General features: G+C 60.7%; 22 protein-coding genes. 9 read left to right on the top strand and 13 right to left on the bottom strand.

Annotation, left to right across the window (positions count from 1 at the left end):
- Window positions 1–34: 34 nt before the first annotated feature.
- The gene (locus KBY90_RS08930) at window positions 35–3,985 is read left to right on the top strand and encodes a glycosyltransferase (RefSeq protein ID WP_254968228.1); all 3,951 of its coding nucleotides are present in this window, start codon (window positions 35–37) and stop codon (window positions 3,983–3,985) included.
- 119 nt (window positions 3,986–4,104) lie between these two features.
- Here the strand turns inward: KBY90_RS08930 and KBY90_RS08925 are convergent, their stop codons facing one another.
- Window positions 4,105–4,842: an FkbM family methyltransferase gene (locus tag KBY90_RS08925; RefSeq protein ID WP_254968226.1), complete on the bottom strand. Its 738-nt coding sequence runs from the start codon at window positions 4,840–4,842 to the stop codon at window positions 4,105–4,107.
- 560 nt (window positions 4,843–5,402) lie between these two features.
- Between KBY90_RS08925 and KBY90_RS08920 the strand changes: the two genes are divergently transcribed.
- The gene (locus tag KBY90_RS08920) at window positions 5,403–6,341 is read left to right on the top strand and encodes an IS481 family transposase (protein ID WP_254968225.1); all 939 of its coding nucleotides are present in this window, start codon (window positions 5,403–5,405) and stop codon (window positions 6,339–6,341) included.
- On the opposite strand, the gene KBY90_RS08915 is transcribed toward KBY90_RS08920, so the two are convergent.
- Complete coding sequence (locus KBY90_RS08915; protein WP_254968223.1) at window positions 6,308–6,997, bottom strand: class I SAM-dependent methyltransferase; 690 nt, start codon at window positions 6,995–6,997, stop codon at window positions 6,308–6,310. The genes KBY90_RS08920 and KBY90_RS08915 overlap by 34 nt on opposite strands.
- Window positions 6,998–7,783: 786 nt before the next feature.
- Here KBY90_RS08915 and KBY90_RS08910 point away from each other — a divergent pair.
- Window positions 7,784–8,590 carry a class I SAM-dependent methyltransferase gene (locus KBY90_RS08910; protein ID WP_254968222.1) on the top strand — a complete coding sequence of 269 codons (807 nt, stop codon included), beginning with the start codon at window positions 7,784–7,786 and terminating at the stop codon, window positions 8,588–8,590.
- A gap of 471 nt (window positions 8,591–9,061) precedes the next feature.
- Here the strand turns inward: KBY90_RS08910 and KBY90_RS08905 are convergent, their stop codons facing one another.
- Both KBY90_RS08905 and KBY90_RS08900 read right to left on the bottom strand, forming a co-directional pair.
- A complete protein-coding gene (locus tag KBY90_RS08905) occupies window positions 9,062–10,177 on the bottom strand; it encodes a hypothetical protein (RefSeq protein ID WP_254968221.1) in 1,116 nt (371 codons plus the stop codon).
- A 49-nt stretch (window positions 10,178–10,226) separates the two neighbouring features.
- Window positions 10,227–11,018, bottom strand: coding sequence for a sulfotransferase (locus tag KBY90_RS08900; protein WP_254968220.1), 792 nt, complete (start codon window positions 11,016–11,018; stop codon window positions 10,227–10,229).
- Window positions 11,019–11,483: 465 nt separating this feature from the next.
- Here KBY90_RS08900 and KBY90_RS08895 point away from each other — a divergent pair, with 465 nt between their 5' ends.
- From KBY90_RS08895 to KBY90_RS08875, 5 genes are read left to right on the top strand one after another with little or no spacing between them, the layout of a single operon-like run.
- Window positions 11,484–12,608 carry an aminotransferase class I/II-fold pyridoxal phosphate-dependent enzyme gene (locus KBY90_RS08895; RefSeq protein ID WP_254968218.1) on the top strand — a complete coding sequence of 375 codons (1,125 nt, stop codon included), beginning with the start codon at window positions 11,484–11,486 and terminating at the stop codon, window positions 12,606–12,608.
- Window positions 12,609–12,633: 25 nt separating this feature from the next.
- Window positions 12,634–13,320, top strand: a complete 687-nt coding sequence (locus KBY90_RS08890) for an alpha/beta hydrolase (RefSeq protein WP_254968217.1) — start codon at window positions 12,634–12,636, stop codon at window positions 13,318–13,320.
- Window positions 13,321–13,325: 5 nt separating this feature from the next.
- Window positions 13,326–14,117 (top strand): methyltransferase domain-containing protein, encoded by a 792-nt coding sequence (locus KBY90_RS08885; RefSeq protein WP_254968216.1) that lies wholly within the window; start codon window positions 13,326–13,328, stop codon window positions 14,115–14,117.
- Window positions 14,114–14,785: a dethiobiotin synthase gene (gene bioD / locus KBY90_RS08880; protein WP_254968215.1), complete on the top strand. Its 672-nt coding sequence runs from the start codon at window positions 14,114–14,116 to the stop codon at window positions 14,783–14,785. Before KBY90_RS08885 ends, bioD begins: the two co-directional genes overlap by 4 nt.
- On the top strand, window positions 14,782–14,937 hold the full coding sequence (locus KBY90_RS08875; RefSeq protein ID WP_254968214.1) for a hypothetical protein: 156 nt from the start codon (window positions 14,782–14,784) through the stop codon (window positions 14,935–14,937). Before bioD ends, KBY90_RS08875 begins: the two co-directional genes overlap by 4 nt.
- Before the next feature lie 20 nt (window positions 14,938–14,957).
- Here KBY90_RS08875 and KBY90_RS08870 read toward each other — a convergent pair whose 3' ends face one another.
- Complete coding sequence (locus KBY90_RS08870) at window positions 14,958–15,224, bottom strand: DUF3143 domain-containing protein (RefSeq protein ID WP_254968213.1); 267 nt, start codon at window positions 15,222–15,224, stop codon at window positions 14,958–14,960.
- A 13-nt stretch (window positions 15,225–15,237) separates the two neighbouring features.
- Window positions 15,238–15,735 (bottom strand): J domain-containing protein, encoded by a 498-nt coding sequence (locus tag KBY90_RS08865; protein WP_254968212.1) that lies wholly within the window; start codon window positions 15,733–15,735, stop codon window positions 15,238–15,240.
- Window positions 15,736–15,791: 56 nt separating this feature from the next.
- Here KBY90_RS08865 and KBY90_RS08860 point away from each other — a divergent pair, with 56 nt between their 5' ends.
- Window positions 15,792–16,619: a 16S rRNA (guanine(527)-N(7))-methyltransferase RsmG gene (locus KBY90_RS08860; protein WP_254968211.1), complete on the top strand. Its 828-nt coding sequence runs from the start codon at window positions 15,792–15,794 to the stop codon at window positions 16,617–16,619.
- Here KBY90_RS08860 and KBY90_RS08855 read toward each other — a convergent pair.
- The 7 genes from KBY90_RS08855 to KBY90_RS08825 form a co-directional block, all read right to left on the bottom strand.
- A complete protein-coding gene (locus KBY90_RS08855; protein ID WP_254968210.1) occupies window positions 16,570–17,787 on the bottom strand; it encodes an aldo/keto reductase in 1,218 nt (405 codons plus the stop codon). The genes KBY90_RS08860 and KBY90_RS08855 overlap by 50 nt on opposite strands.
- A gap of 14 nt (window positions 17,788–17,801) precedes the next feature.
- The gene (locus tag KBY90_RS08850; RefSeq protein ID WP_254968209.1) at window positions 17,802–18,215 is read right to left on the bottom strand and encodes a ferredoxin; all 414 of its coding nucleotides are present in this window, start codon (window positions 18,213–18,215) and stop codon (window positions 17,802–17,804) included.
- Between the two features lie 32 nt (window positions 18,216–18,247).
- Window positions 18,248–18,637: a DUF1257 domain-containing protein gene (locus KBY90_RS08845; RefSeq protein ID WP_254968208.1), complete on the bottom strand. Its 390-nt coding sequence runs from the start codon at window positions 18,635–18,637 to the stop codon at window positions 18,248–18,250.
- A 17-nt stretch (window positions 18,638–18,654) separates the two neighbouring features.
- The gene (locus KBY90_RS08840) at window positions 18,655–18,873 is read right to left on the bottom strand and encodes a DUF2997 domain-containing protein (RefSeq protein ID WP_254968207.1); all 219 of its coding nucleotides are present in this window, start codon (window positions 18,871–18,873) and stop codon (window positions 18,655–18,657) included.
- Window positions 18,874–18,962: 89 nt separating this feature from the next.
- Complete coding sequence (locus KBY90_RS08835) at window positions 18,963–19,787, bottom strand: HEAT repeat domain-containing protein (RefSeq protein WP_254968206.1); 825 nt, start codon at window positions 19,785–19,787, stop codon at window positions 18,963–18,965.
- Complete coding sequence (locus KBY90_RS08830; RefSeq protein ID WP_254968205.1) at window positions 19,784–19,909, bottom strand: hypothetical protein; 126 nt, start codon at window positions 19,907–19,909, stop codon at window positions 19,784–19,786. Before KBY90_RS08830 ends, KBY90_RS08835 begins: the two co-directional genes overlap by 4 nt.
- 33 nt (window positions 19,910–19,942) lie before the next feature.
- On the bottom strand, window positions 19,943–21,712 hold the full coding sequence (locus KBY90_RS08825; protein ID WP_254968203.1) for a sodium:solute symporter family protein: 1,770 nt from the start codon (window positions 21,710–21,712) through the stop codon (window positions 19,943–19,945).
- Window positions 21,713–21,773 lie beyond the last annotated feature (61 nt).

The following is a 21,773-nucleotide window of genomic DNA, read 5'->3' as shown; positions in this document are numbered from 1 at the left end:
TCAGATTTGAGAGGCCAGACCAAAGGTTGGAGCGTTGACCAAAGAGAATAGCAATGATAGGATACTTTCAAGCAGCTTTAGAATAGCAGTGGGAAGCTTCGCGCAGGCCGACGTGCCAGAAAAAAGGAGTAGAGCAAAAATCACTACGATTACATCAACAGGACTCCTGAAGGGGATTTTAAGCAATCCGCATAAGCGCAGAATTCCCCTAGAGGCCTGGGTAGCCGACACGCTGATTGGATCTGGAGACATCGTCGCGCAGCAGACGAAGACGCCAGAAATAGATGCTAGAACCATATTTGAGTTTCCTGTTGATTTTGAAAAAGCTCCCACAGATTGGCTGATCTCCCAAGATGCACCAGTATTACTAAAAAGAACAGGCAAGGAAAAGCCTCTGCCGTCGAGCGGCTGGCGTGCAGGACGGCTCGAAGCGGCCGAGTTCCAGGCGATTGGCCTGAAAAGACTGGTCAACGAAGATCGCCTACACGAGCTTCATGCGCTTGCGAAGCGCCGAAATGAGGAAGGATTTCTTAGGAATGCACTCCTGGAAGCACTCGGATACGCACTCGATAGACATATTGGACTTCAAGACGGTTGTATACAGTCATGTACGCGAGAAATATTGAGCTGCGCTGCCCACCTGGACGGGATTGACAAGCTGGTCTTGGAACGATCGGCGCATATGGCCAACATCTTTTGCGCGCTAACGAGTGATAATGGGGAGCCAGATGGCATTGATGCTGGATTCAGGAGGATTGAAAGCGCTGGCGGAATAAAGATGATCAGTGAATGCTTCATTGAAAGCATGTCGACCCCACATCTAGACTCCGAGGGCTTACTTTGGAAAAGCAGGATTGGCCTGCTCACGAGTGCAGTGTCATACCGATTGTTCAAGCATGCAATCGGGACCAGGATGGCGGATACACCCCACAATCCAAGAGGTCGCTGGAACAATCCAGGCCAACCAGAAATTCAAGATCTCTTGAGGCTGATGGCGGAGTACATTTACACAAGCCACAGCCAGTGCGAAGGCAGCACACTCTTCTATCGCTTGACCAATAAACTACTGAGCAACAGTAGATTAACCGAAGAAAGCTATTGCAGCAGCACGAAGGCGTATCTATTGAGGCAGATTAGGCAAAACAGATATCACGAATCAATTGTTACTGCCGTAGAGCATCTCAAAGGCCTGGACGAACAGCAAGTTAACTCAGCAAGGAATGATCTAGACCTAAGTCTAGCACTTTCAGAACTTGAGTTGGTTCTATCGGGTTATGACTTTCAGGATAGCTTTAGGTCGTTCAGAAGATCAGCCAAGCTGGCGATCAAGGCAGCATGGGGCAACCCATATGGGTCCAGACTGAGACATATAGTAGATCAAGAACTCTTTATGTTTTGTAAAAGATACCGCAGCATTGCCAAAAAGCTGGCTAGCAGTGGCATTGCACTTGCCAAAGCAAGATCCTACCAGGATTGTTTAGTTGGGCAGCTAAATCGCCTCACTGAGGAATTCATTGCTTGTCCGGCCCTTAGAACCACGAAGCCCAAATCAACGCTGAAGCGATGGTTGATTATTGGCAACCGAGACTTATTCCAATGCTGGATTTACCGGGTACTCCAGAAGAAAGAGTATCTGGAGTCTCTAGGCCTTGAGACCAGGATCGTATGTCTTCAAACGACAAAGCATGGCCAGACTGCCTGGACTCGCCATTTGTTATGGGCAGATGGCATCATTGTCTGCAGGCTTCCCTACACGTATCAGACGGCAAAGCTTTATGCGCTCGCTAAAAGCATCGGAAGGCCGGTTTTTTACGAGATTGACGACCTCATCTTTTCGAATGCACACTTTCCACCAGCACTGACAAGCTACGGAAATACAATTACAAGAGACACTCACAATAGCCTGGCTTTGGGGACCGGTCTGTTTCGGTACGCTTTAGAACTTAGTGAAGGTTGTATAGTTTCGACTTCCTGCTTGAAAGAGTATGTAGTCTCCGAAGGTCTTCAGCCCGAAGCAAAAACCTTCGTCATTGGGAATCTGATGTTGCCTAGTCTTAGACAGGCACTTGCCAATGACAAGATACAATACACCTGCAAGAGCAAGCCTCACGATTCGCTAGGGATCGTCTTTACGTCGGGAACACTCGCCCACAAAGAATCATGGAACTATCAGCTTGCACCTGCACTAGCCAAGATTTTGCGGAAACACAAACGGACAAAACTATTACTGCTCGGGAGAATTGATCTCCCGTCCTGCCTTGGCCCATACGAAGATAGAATAGAAAGGATTCCTTTTCAGGATTACGAGTTCTATATACAGGCAATGAGCAGGGGCGATATTGGTGTCTCAGTAGTGGAAAGAAATGCTGCAACAGACTGTAAGAGTGCGATCAAATGGATGGAGTATAGCTGTTGTGGACTAGCGTCGATCGTTTCACCTACAGACACACACAAGCGAGAAATTGAAGAAAAACAAAACGTACTTTTTGCAGAAAATACAGAGGAGTGGATTTCTCAGATTGAGTTTCTAATCAACAATCCTCAGGCGCGCAATAAGATAGCACAACGCGCACTGTATGATGCTCAAGACAAGTATGGCAAGGCAAGTGGATTAAGGGTCTATGAGGAGTTCGTAAGGTCCGCAGAACAGTTGGCCTCAGGATCTGAAAGAGAGGCAGGATCGGCTCAGAGTCAGAGAAAGAAGATACTAGTTATAAACGTATTCTTCAGGCCTGACTCACATGGCGGGGCAACGCGTATCGCAGAACAACAAGCGCTAGCTGCATCTCGCCCGAACACACATCATGAAGACTATGATGTGACATTCCTGTGTCAAGAGCAGTGCAACTCTGCCAACCAAGAAATTGGAATCATTATCAACTACGTTGAGAATGTCAGGATTGTTAGAGTTCAATTGCCGGGATTAAAGTGGAGCCAATATTGGAGCAATAAGACCAGTATTCCCTTGCAAGAGATGATGGAAGCCTGGTATACCTCTGAAAGGTTTGACTTGATTCATGCTCACTGCCTTCAAGGCGTGACAATTGCACCACTAGTTGCTGCTCAACGATGCAACATTCCATATATTGTCAGCCTTCATGATGCATGGTGGCTGAGCCCATATCAATTTCTAACTACAGAAGATGGAAACAGCATAGATCCAACTGATGCCTGTTCGCATCTTGGGCGCCATTCATCAAGAACAGCTGCAGCTAAGGCTAGAAAGAGAAGAGATGATCTTTTTTCAGTCCTCAGCGGTGCCGATGAACGCCTAGCCGTGAGCAGTGTGTTTGCAACTATCTACAGAAGCTGTGGACTAGATGATGTAAAGGTTCTCGCCAACAGAGCTGACAGCATGGCTAGAGGAGATGGACCTGTCAATCGAAGAGATCAATCCGAGACCATACGTGCCTGTTTCATCGGAGGCATTTCAGCCCACAAAGGTTATTTTGTACTTCGCGATGCACTGCTTTCTTCTGAGGTAGACAATCTAGTTGTTGACGTTGTTGACCACCGCCTTCATTCCAACAACAACACCATTCGGCAAGTCACATGGGGATCAACATGTACCAATTTTATTCCCATAGTTCCCATGGAAAGAATGTCAGAGTTTTACTCAGGATATGATATGTTAATAGCTCCCTCAATCTGGCCGGAAAGTTTTGGCTTGGTTGTCCGGGAAGCTCTTTCAGCAGGGCTTTGGGTCATTGCCTCTGAAGCCGGAGCATTAGCAGAGGATATCGTTGATGGCGTCAACGGTTTTAGGGTGACCCCCAGAAACAGTAGAGATCTTCAGCAAAAGATTGAGTTGTCTGTTCAGATACTCTTGGGACGGGGCAGATCGGCCAGCCCAGCTGAACACGCTCAAGAGAATGACGATCAAACAAGTCTGGCTGTAGAGCCAACTCATGGGAAGATAGAAACTACATACTACGTCAGCTACCTTCATGAATACTTCCATTGCAAGGGTAATGCTATGCTCTAATGCTGTCTGGCCCCAAGGAAACCCTCATTGGAGTAATCCGGTAATTACGTAGAGGGTCTTAAATGTCTAAACTATCAAGGGACACTTACGGCTGAAGCACCCTTAGGGAAAAGACACAACTACATATTCCATACATGCAAGATAGTGTTGGTGATATGTCGTGCGCAAGCCTGTGCACTAGGCAGTAGATATTTGTGATTAACGTAGAATACATCGACTTCGACAATCTCGCCTCCTCGAAAACGCCTACCCTTGTCATTAAGGATTCGGCGTAGCTCAAAGCCATGGGAGTCCATATAGGCATGAATTCTGTCAAAGAGATCTTCACCTAAATACAGTTCGCGAAAGTGCACCTCTAGCCGCACAGCTTTGACGTCAGTCAGCATGGTTCCCAAGCCTGAAAGAACTAAGCTCTCTGCGCCTTGAATGTCTAACTTGATGGCATCAGGCGTTGGGAGATTCTGTTCCAGAATAACCTCATCAAGTCGACGGACGTTAGTTTTGATTACTTCTTCGACATGAAAGTGCCTTGCAAAGGCTCCATACCTAGCCTCCAAGAGCTGAATATTTGGTTCCAGCAGTGAAGAGCATTGCCGGTTTGTAGTTACGAAGAAATGGGACTCGCCAGATTGGTCTGACAAGGCAATCGGAAGGACTGTCTGCTGGAATAGCGAGTTGCTTCGGGCGACTAGTTTGTTGTATTCATCAAGATCTGGTTCGAAGAGAACAGCATGTATGGGCTCAGGGCATTCATTCCACTCAGCCCCCAGCCCTCCACGAGCACCAATATCATAAACAACAATTGGAAGTTGATTCTTGTGGTCGGAATGGCTAGCAGATTGTGAGGATGAGTCCATTGATTACTGAGGTGGGCTTGAGCAAGGATAACGTAGTCAAGTCTAAGCATTGCCGCCCAGGCCCGACGGCGATGACGGCAGCTGGACTGGCAAGATCACAATAACCGCAAAGACTCTGAGTTATACATGTGAGGAGCAGGTTCCTTCATTGATAACAGGAGCGCAGGACTATACTGAGTTGCTGCCATCACCAAGTGACTAGTAAAGACTCTATTGGTCCAACAGAGGATCTAATTGCTGGCTACCTCGATTTCTGAGCTTGAGGGGAATAGCGTTCAACTCCTGCGCTCGTAAATTAGACGCATTCCTGCGAGGCTGTACCTAGAAAGACTTAAACGCTCAATTAAGTCTTCCTTCATTCATTCAGACTTTCTTATGCACAAAGAATGGAGATGTTCTGAAGGGAACCGCAGAATATGGGGCGCCGAGATGCATGATCATGCAAGGGGTACCTTACCAAGTCCTCTAACTGTGTAGTCCCACCAGGTTGTTCAGCTGACAAGGGGGTGTGAGGTCGCCAGGGTCGGGGTGTCACCGCCCGTCCCAAGACCTCACCCCCCATGCATAGCCACCCCAATGCGCGACTGACACTGATCAGTCGACAACGCCTGATACGTCGGCACCTCGATGAGGGCGTGCCGCTCAAGGCCCTTGCTGCCGCTGCGGGAATCAGCCTCCGCACCGCCTACAAGTGGTTGGGCCGGTTCCGTGAAGGCGGTCCAGCGGCACTGGCGGATCGACGGAGCGTCCGCCGCAGCCAACGGCGGACGCTCGATCCGCAGCAACTGCCGCACGCTGTGGACCTACGGCACCAGCGCTGCACCCTGCGCCGCATCGCCCGGTCGCTGCAGGCGCCCCTCTCCACCGTGGGCAGGGTGCTCAAGGCGCTCGGCCTGGGCCGTCTCCGGAACCTGGAGCCCAGGCCACCGGTGCGCCGCTACCAGTGGCAGCGGCCCGGCGAGATGATCCACGTCGACACCAAACAGCTGGCGCGGTTCCGCCAGGTGGGGCACCGGATCACCGGCGATCGGCGGCTGGGCTCCTCCCGTGGTGCCGGCTATGAGAAGGCCCACGTGGCCATTGATGACGCCACCTGGCTGGCCTACGTCGAGGTGCTCCCCGACGAGAAGAAGGCCACCACCGTGGGCTTCCTGGCCCGGGCAGTGGGCTGGTTCTCCGATCAGGGCATCACCTGCAAGCGGATCCTCTCGGACAACGGTTCGGCCTACCGATCCGGCGACTGGCGAAAAGCCTGCAAGGCCCTGGAGCTCAAGCCGATCCGCACCAGGCCGTACACACCCCGCACCAATGGCAAGGCGGAGCGATTCATCCGCACCCTGCTGGAGGAATGGGCCTACGGCATGCCCTTCCAGACCTCCGAGGAGCGCAACCAGTGGCTGAGCCGGTATCTCGGGATCTATAACGGTCGCAGGTGCCACATGGCCCTGGGAGGCATCACGCCCCGTCAGTCGCTCAAGCGGCTGCAGATCGCTGAATGACCTGGTGAGAAAGCACATCTAACTACATGACCCTTGAGCGTTGAAAGTCTGTTGAGATGCTGAGGAATCCTTGAGTCTATCGCCTTGAGGGTTGTACTCGCTTGAGAGATTGTTGTAAAAAACAACTTGTTGTAGCCCGCCAAAATGGGCTTGATCCTGCGATTTGAATTATCAAGGAAATCAAGAGTGTCTTCCATAACTCCGAGCCAATGGGGATTGGTGAAGTCATCCAATATGATTAGGCCGCCCGGCGAGATAGTGTCGTTAGCATATTGAAGGTCAAAACAAGTATGCTCCCGGGTGTGGCTGCCGTCAATCGATAGGAGGCTATATCGATGAGGCAATTGGGAGTGGCGAATTGAAAAGCTATCTCCATGGATAGGAATTAAGCGGTCAGGCCCTTTGGCTATGGAGGATACATTCTCAATGAAGTTGACTTTGCTTCCTTTCCCGGAAGAATCAATGTTCAGGCTCTGCAGATCCTCAAAGAGATCGTATGCGTAGCATTCAATGGGCAGAGGAGTGACCGCCTCTAAAACAAGAAAGAGCTTACCATGGTGAGCGCCAATTTCAAGAGTAGAAGAAAAATTCTCCTTAAGCTCGTTAATATAATAATCCGCCCAAGCATCTACTGCGCATGGAACGCTGGAGTGCATCCACCCGTTGACTTGTTTGAACGAATCGAGTTCATTTAGAGCGAGTAATCGTGTCATCGCTACGCCTAAGCTACTGCACGCCTAAGCGGCGAGGCCAGACAACATTGATCGGGGAATACGATTTGCAATCATTTTACCAACCAAGCAGGTCGACTGATATCTAAGAAGAAGGAATACTGAGCCCGCTCAGCATACCTTCATGCCCCTCTCCCTCAGGAAAGTTGTTGTCTTCCCTTTCTGGTCACGATGGGGCCTGAGGTGATGAGCAATGTGTCGCTATAGCGAGGCTGTCCAGTAAGAATCACTCTCCTCAATGTAAGATGGCGGATGAACCCACCGCACCACCAGAGTACCGTGACCCCCATGACTGGTTCAGTTTCTCTGAGAGCTGGTGGGTGGTCAGGGCGCTTTCCATTGCTGGAGGATCTCCAGGGGTGTACGGGCCTGGAGGCGGCTCATGCATGACCACCCACTCTCATTAGGCCTGGAGCGACAAAGGGATGCATGTCACTGTGCGGCCTGCTTTCCAGGCGCAGGACTGATTCAAAGTTTCAGCAGGCTCCATTTCGGTCCGACAGTTCTCACGCTTGGTGCGCTGCTTGGCACTGGTCTGTCTTGGCACTGGTCTGCTCGTCATCGCCGAACTCCAACTGCTTGCGGGTCATCACCCTAGTCCGGGCCTATCATCACAGCGCTTATATCCCGTGATCAAGCGGGGGGTTCTAGGTTTCCCCTAGGCGAAGAAGACTGTCTTGGCTTAAGATTGCGCGAGCTGATCAAAAGAAAATGCTAGCCAAAGCTGAAATTGCATCGACTTTTCGTCAGCACTGGAGGAAAGGTTGGGGCTCGGCAAGCATTGACGATTTAGTTTTCATTCAGGACCTGGTCGCCACATACAGTCCCTCCCTTTTTCTTGAAGTCGGGACCGCATCCGACCTAAGTGGAGGGTTTATTGCTAATTTCATGTCTGATCACAATGGGAGACATCTCATAACCATTGACCATGATAATTCATTTTTCGGGGACCCAACCAAACCCAATGGTTTTCTGATTCGAGATATATACGATGGCGGCGAAGTCCATGTCGACTTCAAGCCCTTTACCACCTCCAAGGATGTTCCTGATATTGGGCATCGCTTTGAAATGTGCTTCATCGACGCAAATCATCAGCATCCATGGCCGACTCTAGATTTAATTGCAGTTTTTCCATATCTCGTATCGGGCAAGCTTGTGATCCTTGATGATTTAGATTTATTCAAGAAGCAAAACCCAGTTATTGGCATTGGTCCAAAGTATCTTTTTGACCAGTTTCCGTCTCGGCTCAGACTGCGAAGCAGTCAGGACGATATTGGTGCATTAAGACTGGAGGGGATGCCTGTATCGGAAGTTGAAAGCGCTCTAGCCGATGCCTTGCTGATGCCTTGGACTAATGTCACTCGCCTTACGGAGAGTCAGATCAATGACTATAGTCGGATCATAAAAGCTCACTATAGCGAGAACTTAGTCAATTCTTTTTTGCTAGCAGTTGAGAAGTTTGAGGATTCAGGGCGACGTGCGCACTTCAAAGATGAGACCGTCGGCATTAGAACCTAGGGTGCCTAGTCGTGTTCACAGCGGAAGAAGACATGAGTTCTCATCTAGACGACATCTCATCAGTCAGTTCTTGGCACAAAGACTACATTCGGACTTTTCCTGAGATTAGCAGATATAGCCACCCTGTCTATCTAGCATCTTGACGCACAATACATTTCATAATCTCATCCCAAAGAGTTCGGGCAACTTCTTCTTGGCTTTTCGATACTTACAATTATTCCATGCCATCGGAGCCTATCTATGCTCATAACGAAGAATATCGAGAGCTAGATTAGCCAGTAAAGCTCTTATTGTACGCCGCAGCCATCAATACAGCCTATCCTGGGATTTAGGCGGAACCCGGCAAGACTCTTGATGCAAGAAGTACCTGATTGAACTATAGCGACATTCTCTCAACGTATATCCGAGGTCCAGGGTAGTGCATGCTGAACTTAAGAAGGTTCCCAAGGGCAGATTAGTTAATATCAATTCTTAGGCGATCTGCCCAACAAGCCTTCCCATCTCAGAAGCATTCTTGCGAAGAATTATTTTTCTATACTCCAGAATTTCATTCTTGTAGAATTTTAAATCATCATTGCTGGTTTCAACTATGGCTTTCAACGCAGCAGAGACAGTTTCATCTGTCTCGATTGCGGGGACTCTATAGATGCGAGCAGTCCATCGGTCCACCATGAGTGGCACACCAAATCCCACAGCTGTAGGGATTGCTGATGTGATCTTGTGCTCACGATAAGGGATATTCGCGAGGGGAACCAAAGGAAGCACAATATCTGATTTTCTCAGATCTTTGATATAGGTTTTGTAGCGGACTCTACCTGTAGTACCTAGTTTTGAAAATCTGAAAAAATCACACAGGTCGTTCTCCAGAATAAGCTTTTCAAGGGACTCTCGGTCCGGTCCGCCTCCGAGTATCTGAAACCAGAATCTGATTGGGAAATCACGGTATGAATCAAGGCAGGTTACTAGCTCTCTGAATGCTCGTACGTTAAAGTTAACACCACCAGGTATGGCAACACGTCTACCTTCTTCAGATTGGGTCTTAGATCTAATAGTAGCATTTTCGCCCCAATAAACTGATTCAACAACCCCTGTCCTATCAACCAACTCTAAGCCTATATGCTGATTCAGGAATGCTGCAACATGCGGAGCCAAAAGAAGAACCTGAGCTTGCTTTGCCTGAAAAGACGAAAGACAAGAAGGAGATCTAAGAAAGAGCTCTACATTATGGACTAGACCAATGATTGGCAGGTCAATAGCCGCGGTCCACTTGGCGATACTTTCATGCTGATACGTAGACAACACAATAAAGTTGTAGCCAGATGATTTTATTTTTCTCGCCAGATTCTTCCAATGTTGAGGCTCTGTAATGGAGACATAGCGAATAGTACAGTCCAATGGGGTCTTTAGCCTCTTGAAGATATCTCCCCTTTGCTGTTTGCAACGTTTATTGACGTAGACGTCTGGCTTATAGCCGCAGGCATTCAGTGCCAACACAAGAGAGGGTATAACTTCTTCATGAACACCTTCAAGTTGAATCACGGCACAATGCGATTGCGCCGCTTCTTGCTCATGCCCCTCTTGTGTCATGTCAATGCAGGCAAAAGACATAGTGATTGAATACAGTTCGAATAGTCACTTAGAAATCATAAAACCAGCGATCAAGGTGGCCAAAGTCAGTTTGTACCCTTTGTTGAATCTCCGGAGGGAGCCCAAGCAGGTGCTCAACAGCCACAGATACACTAATACTTTTGCCGACGGTATTGAGATACCGCTTATCTCTTATGCACATATAATTAACTCGAGGCTCGATGTTAACATGTGCAAACATTGATTCAAAAGTCTCTCTAGCCCTGAGGCACAGGTCTTCAAGCCTAATAACGATACACTGATCACTCTGCCAAGCTTCCAAATAACCTTTATAGGCTTTCTCCATATAACCAAGCTTGGCAGGTGCCCACTCCTCATACCATAAATGAATCTCTTCAAGGGGTCTCTTAGAGCGACGAAAGTCCGACCAAAGCAAAGATCTAGGGTCTTTAATCATTACCACAAAGGGAACATCAAGTGTGTCACAGATTGCGGGAAGATTGACGATGTAACGAGGTGTTTTGTCGAATCGTATGCTAGGCTTATTGTCCCGGAAGAGACCTGACGAATTATAGAGACAGTCATAAAAGCCAGTGAAGCTATCTGTAGAGCAAGCACTTTCTAAGTCCTTTTCAGTAATCTGCCAGCCAACGATCATGTTGTTGTAAAACGGCTGCAAGGAAGGGAACTCGCGTGGTGATTCACAAAGTAAAACGCCACACTCAAAACCCGAGTCACATCCCGGAACCTGTCGAAACAGATCGGAAGCCAACGTTGTGCCACTATGCTCAAGGCCGCAGATGACAAAATCAAGACCCACGCCTGCATGGCTTTCAGACATGCCCACAGGAACCCTCTTGGTCAGTCATGCCCATGTGATTGGTACCTACAGAATAGCATTAGGAGAAACGATCAGGCCCATTGCTGAGACGAGCCTACGGTGACGACAAACCTACAGCCTTCGATTGTTGTCATTGAGAACGCACTGCCAGAGTGATCCTGCCCGCCCCTGGAAGGCATAGGCACAATCAAGCCCGCCTTGAAGGGTGACGAATAATTACTTGATTCATAGAAGATCGCAAGCCCCTCAAGATCGACAAGGGAGAAACGACGCCTTTGGGTGAATGTATGCAAGCATTTCCATGTCGAGAAGACTCCCATAGAAAGGGTGCCTTTCCGGTACCTTTCTCACCTCAACCAGACCATGCCTGGCGCCGTCGACCACTTTCTGAAATCCCCTTGGCAGGGACACATCCGACATCCCCTCACCCTCTTAACTCTTGCTCGCCGCCGCAAGTTGCAGCCGATGAGAGCAGTCTCGCAGGCAACCTTCCAACAACTTTCGGAAGCGCCAGACACCCCCCTCCTCGACCTCGCCAGCAACGACTACCTCGGCCTGAGCCGCCACCCCGTGGTGGTCGCCACCGCCCAGGCGGCCGCCGCCCGTGACGGTGTGGGCGCCGGCGGGTCCCGTCTGGTGACCGGCACCCGGCCGGTGCACATGGAACTGGAGGCGGAGCTGGCGGGCTGGCTGGGGCGCGAGCGAGCGCTGCTGTTCCCCAGCGGCTTCCAGGCCAACCTGGCCGCAGTGCTGGCCCTGGCCGACCGCCACAGCCTGGTGATCGCCGACCGGCTGATCCACCACTCCCTGCTCACCGGCGTGGCGGCCAGCGGCGCCCGGCTGCGGCGCTTCGCCCACAACGACCTGGCCCAGCTCGAGCACCGGCTGAGTGAGGCCCGCCGCGCCAGACCCCAGCAGCGGCTGCTGGTGCTCAGCGAGAGCCTGTTCTCGATGGAGGGCACCAGCCCCAACGTGCCGGCCCTGGCTGCCCTCTGCGAGCGCTTCGGGGCGGCGCTGCTGCTGGATGAGGCCCATGCCCTGGGGGTTCTGGGTCCCGGCGGGCGGGGGCTGGGACACGGCGCCGGTTCGATCGCCCTGATCAGCGGCACCTTCGGCAAGGCCTTCGGCAGCGGCGGGGCGTTTCTGGCCGGCGGCGAGCTGGTGATGGAGTGGCTCCTGCAGAGCAGCGGCGCCTTCCGCTACACCACCGCCCTGGCGCCACCGCTGGCCGCCGGCGCCCTCGCGGCCCTGCGGCTGATCCAGCGGCGGGAAAGCCATGCCGCCGCCGAAGGCGACGGCAGCACACCGGCCCTGCCCGATCTGCTGAAGCGGGCGCGGCGCTGGCGCGATGGCCTCGAGGCCGCCGGCTGGCCCCGGCCGGCGGGGGAAGGGCCGATCCTGCCGCTGCTGGTGGGCAGCGACGGGCGGGCCCTGGAACTGCAGTCGCAGCTGGAGGCGGCCGGCCTGCTGGCGGTGGCGATCCGGCCGCCCACCGTGCCCGAGGGCACCGCCCGGCTGCGGCTGGTGCTGCGGGCCGACCTGCCACCGGGCACATTGGAGCGGCTGCTGAGCGCCCTCGGCAGGCCCTGACCGTTCCACCGCCTGCGCACCCGCCATGACCACCCAGCTGCTCGCCATGCACGGCTGGGCCGGCGACAGCCGCGGCTGGGAGCCGTTCGCGCTGGCTGCCCGGGAGCGGGGCTGGCTGTGGCAGGCCCCCGACCGGGGCTACGGCCCCAGCCCAGCCCAACAGGCCCAGTGGCAGCCGCAGGCCAGCCGCCGGGTGCTGCTGGTCCATTCCCTCGGGCCCCATCTGCTGCCCCCTGAGGTGCTGGCGGCGGCCGATGCGGTGGTGCTGCTGGCCAGCTTCGGGCGCTTCGTGCCCCCGGGACCCGGCGGACGCCGGCTGAGCACCGCCCTGGCCGGCATGGCCGAGGCGCTGGCGGGTCCGGAGCCGGAAACCATGCTCTGGGCCTTTCTCGCCGAGGCGGCGGCCCCCCAGCCGGTGAGTCAGCTGCCGGTGACGATCCTCGACGCGCCCCTGGCGCCCGAGGGTCGGCAACGGCTGCGTGAGGATCTGGAGCTGCTGGAGCACAGCTCGGGGCTGCCGGCGGCCCTGCCCGCCGCCATCCCCTGCCTGATCGTGGAGGCCGGCGCCGATCGCATCGTCGTTCCCGAGGCCCGGGAGCTGCTGCGCCGGGAACGCCCTCACGCGGCCGTGATCCACTACGCCGCGGCGGGCCACTGCCTGCTGGGCACCCCCGTCGTGCACGACCTGCTGGCGTGGATCAAAGACCTCTGAGCGCGATGAGTCCGGGCGCCAGCGTTCCAAGCGCCCGGGTGCGGGCCGGCTTCGCCGCGCAGGCCCACGCCTACGAGCGCCACGCCGCCCTGCAGCGCGCCATCGCCTGGCGGCTGGCCCGCCACTGCCGCGACCTGCCCCTGCCGGCGGGCCCGGCCGCCGATCTGGGGGCCGGCAGCGGCCTGCTCGCCCAGGCCCTGAGCCAGCAGAGCCAGAGCGGCAGAGGCTGCAGCTGGCTGGAGGGGCGGGGCCTGCTGCAACTCGACCTCTGCCCCGAGCTGCTGGCCCGCAACCCTGCCGCGCGGCGCTGGGGAGGCCGGCACTGGGACCTGGAGCAGGGACTGCCGGCGGAGCTGAGCGGCGCCGCCCTGCTCTGCTCCAGCTTCGCGCTGCAGTGGCTCAGCCGGCCGGCGGTCCAGCTGGAGCACTGGTGCCGGCACCTGGCCCCCGGCGGCTGGCTGGCGCTGGCGGTGCCCACCGCCGCCAGCTTCCCCCAGTGGCGCCGTGCCGCCGCCCGGTCCGGGGTGCCGTTCACCGGCCTGGAGCTGCCCGGGGCGGCGGATCTGGAGGCGGTCACCAGGCGTGAGCTGGTGGTGCGGCGGCAGCAGCGGCTGCGCTTCAGCCGCCGCCACGGCGGAGGCCACCGCTTCCTGCGGCAGCTGCGCGCCCTGGGGGCCGGCACCAGCCCCCACCCGCCCCTGAGCGCCCCACAGCTGCGCCGGCTGCTGCAGCATTGGCCCACCGACGAGCCGGTCACATGGGAGCTGCTGCTGCTGATCGGCCAGAGATCCGGATGAGCGCGGCTGCATGGCCGCAGGCGGGCCTGCCCCGCCGGCTTGTGGTGTGCGGCACCGACACCGACGTGGGCAAGACCCTGGTGAGCGCCTGGCTGGTGGAGGGCCTCGGGGCCCGCTACTGGAAGCCGGTGCAGAGCGGACTGGAGGACGGCGGCGACACCGCCGCGGTGCAGCGCCTGCTGGACCTGCCCCCCGAGCGGCTGCTGCCCGAGGCCTACCGGCTGCGCACGCCCGCCTCGCCCCACTGGGCCGCCGAGATCGACGGGGTGACGATCGAGCCCGAGCGGCTGGCGCTGCCGCCCGGGCCCGGGCCACTGGTGGTGGAGACCGCCGGCGGGCTGCTGGTGCCCCTCAGCCGCCAGTGGCTGCAGATCGAGCAGCTGCGCAGCTGGGGTCTGCCGGTGCTGCTGGTGGCCCGCAGCGGTCTGGGCACCCTCAACCACACCCTGCTGTCACTGGAGGCCCTGCGCCTGCGCTCCATTCCGGTGCTGGGGCTGGTGCTCAACGGCCCGCCGCACCCCGACAATCCCCGCACCCTCGAGCAGCTGGGGGGCGTGCCGGTGCTGGCTCAGCTGCCAACGCTCGACACCCCCGCCGCCACGACCCTGAGGAAGCAGTGGCAGCTGCTGGGGATGGAGCGACACTGGCCCCAGGAGCACATGCCATGACCCGCCGCGACAGCCTGGTGACCGGTGCCGTGCTCGTGATCTGCGCCGCCATCCTGGTGCTGTTCACGAACGTGGAGGACCCCCTGGTGCGCTGGTTCAGCTGCGGCGGGATGGGCAGCCCTGCTGGGCGCGACAGCGGGCGCTGCCGCTGAAGCCTTTTGCCCGCACTCCTTCAGGGGCCGGCCAGGATCGCCGCCTCGGTGTCCGCCCGGGAGAGGCCATAGGGAAAGTGGCGCACGCACGCCTGGCCATCGGCATGCCAGCTCACCTTGAGTTCCTCCACCTCCAGCTCGATGCGGGCGCTCCACTCCGGCCGGTGCAGGTCCCACAGGCAGGGCTCCCCGCGCTGCTGCTGGGCGCCCAGCTGGCGCAGCCAGTCCTCCAGGGCGGGTAGCGGATGGTTGTAGAGGGGTGTGTCGGGGCTGGGCAGCTGGCTCATGGAGGTCAGGGTCTCACGCGGAGGGCCACCAGCTCGGCCACTGCACCAGGGCCGCCCCCCGCGCCCAGGCCAGCCCCACGCCGAGCACCAGGCTGAACACCAGCGCCATCCCCAGCAGCAGCAGGGCCAGCCATTCGCCGCCGGAGAGAGCCCGGCGCACCGAATCCGGCGCCGCCGGGGGCGGGGCGGCCGGCGGCATGAGGGCGGCGGCCCGGCTGCGGGCGGCTGCGGCGGCGGCCAGGGCCGCCAGGCGCAGCTGGGCGTCGTAGCGGCGCCGGGCCTCCGGATCGCTGAGCACCGCGTAGGCCTGCTGCAGCCGCTGGAAGGCCTGCTCCGCCTCCGCCACCGGCAGGCTGGTGGTGTCGGGGTGGTAGAGCTTGCTGAGGCTGCGGAAGGCCCGCCGCAGGTCCTGCTCCGAGGCACTCATCGGCAGCTGCAGCAACTGGTAGTGGCTGGCGCCGGACGGCTGGTGGCTGGGGCCGGACGGGGGCGTGCTGCCGGGGGTGGCCAACGGCGGAAAGGCCGATCTGGTGGATCCTAGGGAGCCTCACCCGCCCGTCAGCCCGGATGGATCCATCCCCCGCAAGCGCCGGCCGCCAGGCGCTCTGGCAGCAGCTGGGCTGGCAGCCGAGCGGCGAGCAGGAGGCTCAGCTGGAGGCCCTGCAGGAGCAGCTGCGCGCCTGGAACAGCCGCGTCAACCTCACCCGCCTGGTGGAGGGCGACGACTACTGGATCGCCCAGGTGTTCGACAGCCTCTGGCCCCTGGTGCCGCTGCTCCAGGGGCACCAGGCCGTCAGCGCGGCAGACCCCCTGCGCCTGATCGACGTGGGCACCGGCGGCGGCTTCCCCGGCCTGGCGGTGGCGATCGCCCTGCCCGGCGCCCGGCTCACCCTGGTGGATTCGGTGGGCCGCAAGCTGGAGGCGGTGCGGGCCATGGCCGCCGCCCTGGGGCTGGAAGGGCGCCTGAGCCTGCGCTGCGAACGCATCGAGCGCACCGGGCGCGACCCTGCCTGCCGCGGCCGCTTCGACTGGGCCCTGGCCCGGGCCGTGGCCGGCGCGCCGGTGGTGGCGGAATACCTGGTGCCGCTGCTCAGGCCGGACGGCCATGCCCTGCTCTACCGGGGCCAGTGGCAGCCGACCGACCGGGAGGCCCTGGACGCGGCCCTGCTGCCGCTGCGGGCCCGGGTGGAACGCTGCCAGCCCCTCGAGCTGCCCTGCGGCCGGGGGATCCGCCATGCCGTGGTGCTGCAGCCCACCGGCCCCTGCCCGGCCGCCTACCCCCGGGCGGTGGGCGTGCCGGCGCGCCAGCCCCTGGGCAGCCCCGCCCCCGGCCCCACGGGCCCGACTACTCGGCCATCAGGCGGCGCACGGCCTGGCCGCCGAGGCGCTCCCTGAGCCCCCGCAGGAGCTCCGGGATCCGCCCGGCCCAGGGGCTGGCCGTCAGCACGGCCCGCAGCTCGGCCTCGCTCACCGCCGCGTCGAGGGCGTCGGCGCTGGCGCCGGGGAACCAGTGGCCGCCGTTGCCCAGCAGGCCGTAGCGGGCGCGGGCGAAGCTCTCCAGATCCCAGGCCTCCAGGAGGTTGTGCAGCCAGAGCAGCACCGGCAGGTTGATCTGGCCCGGGGTGTCCTGCCAGGCCGGCAGCCCCCGCTCCCAGCTGGCCAGCCAGTCGGCGCCGAGCGCCTGAAGCCGGGCCGCCTCCAGGCGCTCCAGCAGCGGCGGCAGCAGGGCATCGGCCTGCTCCAGCAGCGCCACCGCCTCGAGGTGGCGGTCGAGATCCTCCGGCCGGGCGGCGCCCACGCTGATCGTGTGGATGCCCGCTGCGCTGAGGCAGAAGAGGTCGTTGAACACGATCGGGTGCAGGGGGGCACACAGCTCGCTGATCCGCGCCGACGGGCTGTGCAGATGGCCGCCCTTGTCGGTGGGGCTGATCACGAACACGCCCATGTCGTGGGCCCTGGCCAGCTCGACGGCGGGCCAGTTGGCCTGGCGGATGAAATACCAGTGCAGGTTCACGTAGTCGAAGGCGTCGCTGGCGATCGCCTCGCCGATCAGCTCCAGGGGGGCGTGGGTGGAGAAGCCGATCGAGCCCACCCGCCCCTCGGCCTGCCAGCGCCGTGCCACCTCCAGACAGCCCCCGGGCCGCAGGGTGTGCTCCAGGTGCTCGGGCAGGTTGAGGCCGTGGATCGCCAGCAGGTCCACCCGCTCCACCCCGAGCCGCTCGAAGCTGGTGGCCAGCTCGGCCTCGAAGGCGGCCGGCTCGGGATGGGGGGGCACCTTGGTCTGCAGGATGCGCCGGGGATCGGGCACCTGCTCCAGCAGCCAGCCCAGCTGGCGCTCGCTGCTGCCGTAGTGCCGCGCCGTCTCGATGTGGTGCAGGCCGTGGCGCACCGCCTTCTCCAGCAGCGCCCGCAGGTTCGCCTGGCTCTCCGCCGTGATCTCCTCGGGCGGCAGATCGCTCCAGCTCTGCTGAAAGCGCATGCCACCCAGGGAGAGCACCGGCATGGGCAGCCCGGTGCGGCCGAACCGCCGGGTGGGGATCGGCGCCGGAGACACACCGGGCATCGGCTTCAGGGTCTTCAGGTGGACTCGCGTCGCGGCAGGGTGCGCTTCAGCCGGGCGGGGGTGGGCAGCCCGAGGGGCTGGATGTCCTGCTGTGCCAGCTGCTCGGCCAGCCCTGGCAGGTCTTCGTAGGCCACCCAGTGAATGCAGTCCACCGGACAGGTGTCGATCGCCTCCTGGATCCGCTCGGTGCTGTCGCCGTCCTGGCGGATGGCACGGGAGCGGCCCCACTCGGACTCCACCACGAAGGTGTTGCAGGCCACGTGGGCGCAGTAACGGCAGCCGATGCACACCGCCTCATCCACCCACACGGCCTTCTGCCGCAGCTCACCGCCGAGCAGGGGTTCGTCGCCGCTGGGACCCTCCTCCCCCGCGGCAACCGCGGTAAAGGCGAGTGCGGGATCCACGGGGCTCACCAGGGGGGACTCCACGCGTCGATCGGTCAGAGGCAGCGCCCCCGGGCTCAGGACCAGCGGGTCACCACCAGCTCGATGCTGCCGTCGGCGCTGTTGGTCTGCTCGCTCACCTGGAAGCCTTCCTCCGCCGTGGCCGCCAGGATGCTGCGCAGGGCGTAGCGCTGGTTGAGCTGGGCCAGGAAGCGCTCCACGGGCACCGGCTGCTTCCACAGCTGCAGATCGGCCACCAGCTCGTAGCAGCCCGTGTCGGCATTGAGACGGAAGCCGATGTCGGTGCCATCCGGCTGGGCGATGGCCAGCTCGGCGGTCTCGGTCTGGCCGCGGTAGCCGCGCACGCTGATGCTGCCCTCACGGGGCTCATGGCCCATATCCCCGAGGGCGGCGCGCAGGGCGTCGAGGTCGCGCAGCTCGGTCTTCACGGTGCTGAAGTGGGACATGGCGCAGAGAGGTTCCGTCAGGGAAGCGGGGTGGACTGGGAGGCCGGCTGAACCAGGCGCTGCGGTGCGCTGGCGGCCTGGAAGGCCTCGGCGGTGGGTTGACGCTGCTGCACGGCGCCGAGGCGAGCTTCGAGTCGCTCGGTGAGCTGCTCGCAGGCCGCACCGGCCACGCCTTCCACCAGCTCCTCGACGCGACCGTCGGGCCGGATGCGGAAGCGGATGGTTTGCTGTGCCATCCCAGGCCAAGGTGGGGTTGGCGGATGCTAGCCGCGTTCAGCGGCGGCTGGGCTGAACGCAACAGACCGGCTCAACTCAGCAGACTGGTTCAACTCAGCAGCCCTTCATCCACCAGGGTCTGGAGTCGCTCCAGCACCTCGGGCCGCTCCAGCTGCTCCAGGGCCAGGCGGGCCTCGTCGCGCACGCCCGACTCGCCGTCGTGAAGCATGGTGTGCAGCAGGGTCTCCACCACTTCGCGCTGGCGGGGCTCCACCAGATCGGGGTACAGCCGCCCCAGTCCCCAGGCGCTGTTGCTGCGCACCGCCGGCTCGCTGTCGATGCGCAGGCTGAGCAACAGCTGCGCGGCGGCGGGATCGGCCTTGGCCGGCCCCGTGCCGCCGGCGTCGGCCAGGGAGCTGGCGGCCCAGAGGCGCACGGCGGCGATGTCCACCTGCAGGGCGCGGATCAGCGGGTTGAGCACCGGCGCGTCGGGGTAGTTGCCCAGGCTCCAGGCCACCGCCTTGCGCACGTAGCCGTTGTCGTCGCCGGCCAGCAGCGCCAGCAGCGCCTCCACGGCCATGGGGCTGGGATTGCGGCCGAGGGCATACACCGCGCTCATGCGCAGGATCGGGCAGCTGGCCGCCAGCAGCGGCAGCAGCAGCGGCACGGCCCGCGGGTCACGGTGCTCGCAGAAGATGCGCAGCCCCTGCATCAGGGCTTCGTGGCCGGCACTGGGGTCCCCCGTGCGCAGCAGGTCCAGGCCCCGGTCGCACTCGGCCGCCACGGCGCCCGGGGCCGGATCGCTGCTGTCGAGTTCGTCGAGGGGATCGCCGAGCAGCTCCTGGGCCAGCTCCTGGGCCAGCACCTCGGGATCGAGGTAGAGCTCCTGCGGGCTCTGCTCGGGATAGGGGCCGCTGGTCACGACCGCGCTCAACCCAGGGGGGCGGGAGCCGCCATGTCACCGGGCAGCCAGATGCGGGCGCTGACGGCCACCAGGGCGAGGGCGAAGAGCAGCACGATCGCCGCCGGCAGCAGGGTGGAGCGGAGAAATTGCACGGGCAGCAGCGGTGCCGGTCACCGTGCCCATCATCACCCCTGCGGCGTCTGGCCCAGTGCCTGGCGCAGCCCGCCCTGAAGCCGGCCCCGCTGACGCAGCGCCACGATCCCCAGCGCCGCCGCCACCAGTCCGCCCCAGCCCCAGAGGGGCAGCTTGAGCAGGAAGCCGCCGATCCCCAGCAGCGCCCCGAACAGCACCGCACAGCTGCAGAGCAGCTGGCTGAGCAGATCGAGCAGCGTTTCCTGGGGTTCCACCCCGGTGCGGCGGCGCCAGCCCGCCCAGCCCGGCCCGGCCGGCCGCACCTGGTGCACGAAGCGCTCCAGCACGGCGGCGCTCTCCGGCGGTGTGGCCAGCATCACCAGGATCCAGAGCACGGCCGTGATCGCGGTGGTCACCAGCAGGCGCAGGCCGTAGTCGTCGATGCGCAGCAGCGGCACCACCGAGGTGGAGAAGCCCACCAGGAAGCCGCCCAGCATCGCCGCCAGCTCGGCGGCGGCGTTGATCCGCCACCAGAACCAGCGCAGCACCAGCACCACCCCGGGGCCGGTGCCGATCGCGATCACCAGCCGGAACACGGTGCCGATGCTGTTGCTCAGCAGCGCCGTGAGCACCCCCAGGGCCACGAGCAGCACCGAGGCCAGCTGACCCACCAGCAGCAGCTCCCGCTGGCCGGCCGCCGGACGCATGAAGCGTTGATAGAGGTCGTGGGTGAGGTAGCTGGCCCCCCAGTTCACCGCCGTGCTCACGGTGCTCATGAAGGCCGCCACCAGCGACACCACCACCAGCCCCAGGGCCACCGGCGGCAGCAGCTTCACCGCCAGCAGCGGGTAGCTCTGCTCCCAGTCGGTCGAGTCGGGCAGGAGCACCACCGCCGCCAGGGCCACCAGGATCCAGGGCCAGCTGCGCAGCAGGTAGTTCACCCCCAGAAACACCCAGCTGGCGATGCGTGCCTGGCGCTCGTCACGGGTGGCCAGCAGCCGCTGGATGAACTCACCGCCGCCGTCGCTGCGGCGGAAGCTCCACCACTGCAGGGCGATGTAGGCGCTGAAGGTGGCCATGGAGATGCCGGCGCTGTCGATCCAGCTCAGCCGGCCGCCCTCCAGCTGCCAGGGCACCAGGGAGAGCAGCTCGGGCCGGTTCAGCTCCCGCAGGCTGGTGAGCATGGCGTCGATGCCACCGGCTGCCTGCACCGCGAACACCGCCACCGCCACGGCGCCGGCCAGGGCCATCACCAGCTGCAGCATGTCGGTCACCACCACCGCCCACAGACCTCCGGCGGCCGTGTAGATCAGGACCAGCAGCCCCACGATCGCCAGCAGCGTCAGCCGCGCCTGGGGTGTGGGGGCCAGCCCCAGCGCCTCGCTCACCTTGGCCATGGCCAGGAAGGCGTAGCCGATGCCGATGCAGTTGATCGGCAGGGCGAACAGGAAGGCTTTGATGCCCCGCAGCCAGGCCGCCGTGGCGCCGCCGTACCGCAGTTCGGTGAAGGCGGCGTCAGTGAGCACGCCGCTGCGCCGCCACAGGGGTGCGAACACCACCGCCATGGCCACGTGGGCCACCCCGAAGCTCCACCACTCCCAGTTGCCGGCCAGACCCCGAACCCCCACCAGCCCGGCCACGTACAGCGGGGTGTCCACCGAGAAGGTGGTGGCGGCCATCGAGGCGCCGGCCAGCCAGCCGCTCAGCTGGCGACCGGCCACGAAGTAGTCGTCCTCGCTGCGGTTGCGGCGCGCCAGCCACAGGCCCAGCAGCAGGCTTGCCACCAGATAGCCGATGAGGATCAGCCAGTCGATCGTGTGCACACCGCGTGCCGCCGGTGGCCGCAGTATGAAGGCTGCACCCAGGCCGGCCCCTTCAGAGAAC

This window comes from Cyanobium sp. CH-040, assembly GCF_024346135.1.
In the GTDB taxonomy this organism is placed as follows: domain Bacteria; phylum Cyanobacteriota; class Cyanobacteriia; order PCC-6307; family Cyanobiaceae; genus NIES-981.
Note: the sequence above shows the minus strand (reverse complement) of the source record. Positions and strands in the feature narration are given on the sequence as shown.